General features: G+C 36.8%; 4 protein-coding genes. 1 reads left to right on the forward strand and 3 read right to left on the reverse strand.

Annotated elements, in window-relative coordinates; translation table 11 throughout:
* Positions 1 to 240: hypothetical protein (locus tag G470_RS14755; RefSeq protein ID WP_035445671.1), on the forward strand; the 240-nt coding region annotated here is incomplete at its 5' end.
* Between the two features lie 210 nt (positions 241 to 450).
* Here the strand turns inward: G470_RS14755 and G470_RS0111480 are convergent.
* The 3 genes from G470_RS0111480 to G470_RS0111495 form a co-directional block, all read right to left on the reverse strand.
* A complete protein-coding gene (locus G470_RS0111480) occupies positions 451 to 762 on the reverse strand; it encodes a hypothetical protein (RefSeq protein ID WP_028274913.1) in 312 nt (103 codons plus the stop codon).
* A 454-nt stretch (positions 763 to 1,216) separates the two neighbouring features.
* Positions 1,217 to 1,498: a hypothetical protein gene (locus tag G470_RS0111490; RefSeq protein WP_028274914.1), complete on the reverse strand. Its 282-nt coding sequence runs from the start codon at positions 1,496 to 1,498 to the stop codon at positions 1,217 to 1,219.
* 17 nt (positions 1,499 to 1,515) lie between these two features.
* Entirely contained in the window at positions 1,516 to 2,220 is a 705-nt protein-coding gene (locus G470_RS0111495) for a hypothetical protein (protein WP_028274915.1), read from the reverse strand.
* Positions 2,221 to 2,413 lie beyond the last annotated feature (193 nt).

Below are 2,413 nucleotides of genomic sequence, written 5' to 3' on the forward strand. Positions count from 1 at the left end.
TTAAAATCAAAAGGAAGCCTTGCTAACGCAAGCCTTCAAAGAGCATTAAAAAAGATCAAGAACATTGGCAAGGAGTCAACCAAATCCAGAAGCCGTCATTTTCTGCTCTTTACTCGTTCCTTTCTTCAACATCTTTACTCAGTTATTGCTCGCTTCGCTCGTTTAGGGGCACTGAAGCCCCTAAAAACCCGAGAAAAAACCGATTTGAGAAGAATAAAGGGTTTCTGGATAGAAAGATAATTCGAAGATGATTCGGACTCTTAGAAAGCATTTTTGAGGGATTTTCAGAAGAATTAGAAAGAAGCAAGGAAAAAAGTATATTCAACTAACAGACAGACATTCGTGCGTTGTTTTAAACTGTTTTTGAGCGTTCTCAGCGCTTTTAAATCTTTGGACAGGTAAATATACTAGAAAGCATTAAAAGCGCTGAGAATCGAATTTTAAGCCGTTTTATTCCGGATCGAGATAAATGTGGCGGAGGATTCTAAAATGTAAGCTTTCTATCGCCTTTATTTCGTCTAGGAGGCGCTCTTTTTCACGCATTTTCTCTTCCATATTCAACAATAAATTGTTTAAGTGGCCAGTGTCATAAGTCAATCGCCCTTGAATCCGCTGCAGCTTCTGCTCGTCTGTTTTCGTGTTGTCATCCAATGCTTCCACAACGTGTTCGCTCCTGATTTCCAGTATCCGCAAGAATTCTTTTTGAAACTCCTCGACTTGTTTGCTCACCGTTTCCACCTCTTCTATCGTTTTTTTAATCATACATCAAAAGCCTCTCAATCCATTCTCTTTCTAAGTTTTTTAGAAAGAGAAAAGGGTGCTATACTAAGTGAGCTGTCATCCTTTTGGCTGAAAACCTCAGCATGAAAGGAGGGTTAGCCATGCACTATTTTGCCGAGCTTATTGTTGCTGTTATGGGTGCTGTAGCCGCTCACTACATCATCAAATGGTTAAACAGCGATAACGATAAAAATGACAGTTAGCCTGCCCGTTAATCCGCAAGGAACGTAAAAAAAAGCCCCCAGTCCTGATCCGACTGGGGGCTTTTGGCTTAGCCATGCACTATTTGCTCAGTTGTATTATCACATAAATGTAGAAAAAAAGAAATACTCATGCTCATAATACATTGCCTAATGAGAGGACATAATCATATGGATAGAAAAAGATCAATTCCTACACAAAAGGCTCTTATGACTAAACACCTTAGAAAGTATGATTAAAATACAGTCTGAACAATACCTTCACTATTTTTGAAAATATCAGCTAAATTTTTGTTCTTAATTTTTATATTACTCAGTGCCTCTAAATCGTCTATTTCAAAATAATCACTTAGCTGGATAGTTTCCTTCCAAAGAGCTCGCCCTTCTTTGGAATTTGATATAAAATATTCTTCTCCATCATAAATAAATTCGATTTCTCTTCCCTGCCTTAAATAAAAAACAAGGTGATCAAATTCTAAAGGTGTACCTGCAGGAATATCATCAAATTCTTTCTTCATAACTTTTATATTCCTCCTTAATGGCCACTTCTCACGCCGTTTTTCCATGTGTGTCTATGAGGGAACTTATAATTTCCAGCATGTCTATAATCAATATCTAGTTCTGCTTGTCCATTTTTTCCGTAGTATCTTCTTTGTTTAGTACCTTTGTTATCCAACAAGTCTCTTGAAGACAATGGAGTTCCTGTTCTAGACAGAGAGCTGCCAGAAGCAGTAGATTGATTTGAGTGTTTTGGAGCTTTAGATCCTTTCTTCTTAGCGTTTTCATAAGATCTCTCAGCAAAGTAGGCTTTCACTTTGTTGTGAACCCAAGTTCCACTCTTGATAACAGCTCCTGCAACTATAACAGAGCCTACTGCTGTTACTACTACTTTTCCTATGCCTGGAATCCACCAAGTGCCTTTAATTAATCCTGCCCCGATTCCTCCAATACTCGCTGATATTGACATTGTACTAATTTCGGAAGAAACAGGCTCCGTATATTCAAGATCATATTGAGTTTCAGTGTACGGAGAAGTAGCTAATAACTCTTCAAATGTTTCTTCAGAATAAAAAATCCCATCCACGAAAATTCCTTCATCCGAAACTATAACTTGACTATCTTGTTCATTTAAATCAGCAGAAATCTCTGCATTTACTACTGTAGAACTAGTTAGACTAAAAACACCAAATAGCAATGAGAAAATTAAGAGAATTGACAAATGCTTTTTACCGGTCTTCATGACAACACCTCTTTTTATGTAATATATTGCTTGTTAAATATATCACTTGTTAAATATATCACGTGATAAGAAATAAAGATATATTTTTATAAATGCTTTTCAAAAAATATAGAAATTCCGACACAACCGGCTTAGTACGGAGACGACTAAAGTAAAAAGGGCGCACTTACACACGATAAATAATCGTGTATGT

This window comes from Atopococcus tabaci DSM 17538 (assembly GCF_000429585.1).
In the GTDB taxonomy this organism is placed as follows: domain Bacteria; phylum Bacillota; class Bacilli; order Lactobacillales; family Carnobacteriaceae_A; genus Atopococcus; species Atopococcus tabaci.

What these genes read in the sequence shown, in the direction of transcription:
- G470_RS0111480 (WP_028274913.1), bottom strand. Translation starts at nt 762, where the DNA reads ATGATTAAAAAAACGATAGAAGAGGTGGAAACGGTGAGCAAACAAGTC.
- G470_RS0111490 (WP_028274914.1), bottom strand. Translation starts at nt 1,498, where the DNA reads ATGAAGAAAGAATTTGATGATATTCCTGCAGGTACACCTTTAGAATTT.
- G470_RS0111495 (WP_028274915.1), bottom strand. Translation starts at nt 2,220, where the DNA reads ATGAAGACCGGTAAAAAGCATTTGTCAATTCTCTTAATTTTCTCATTG.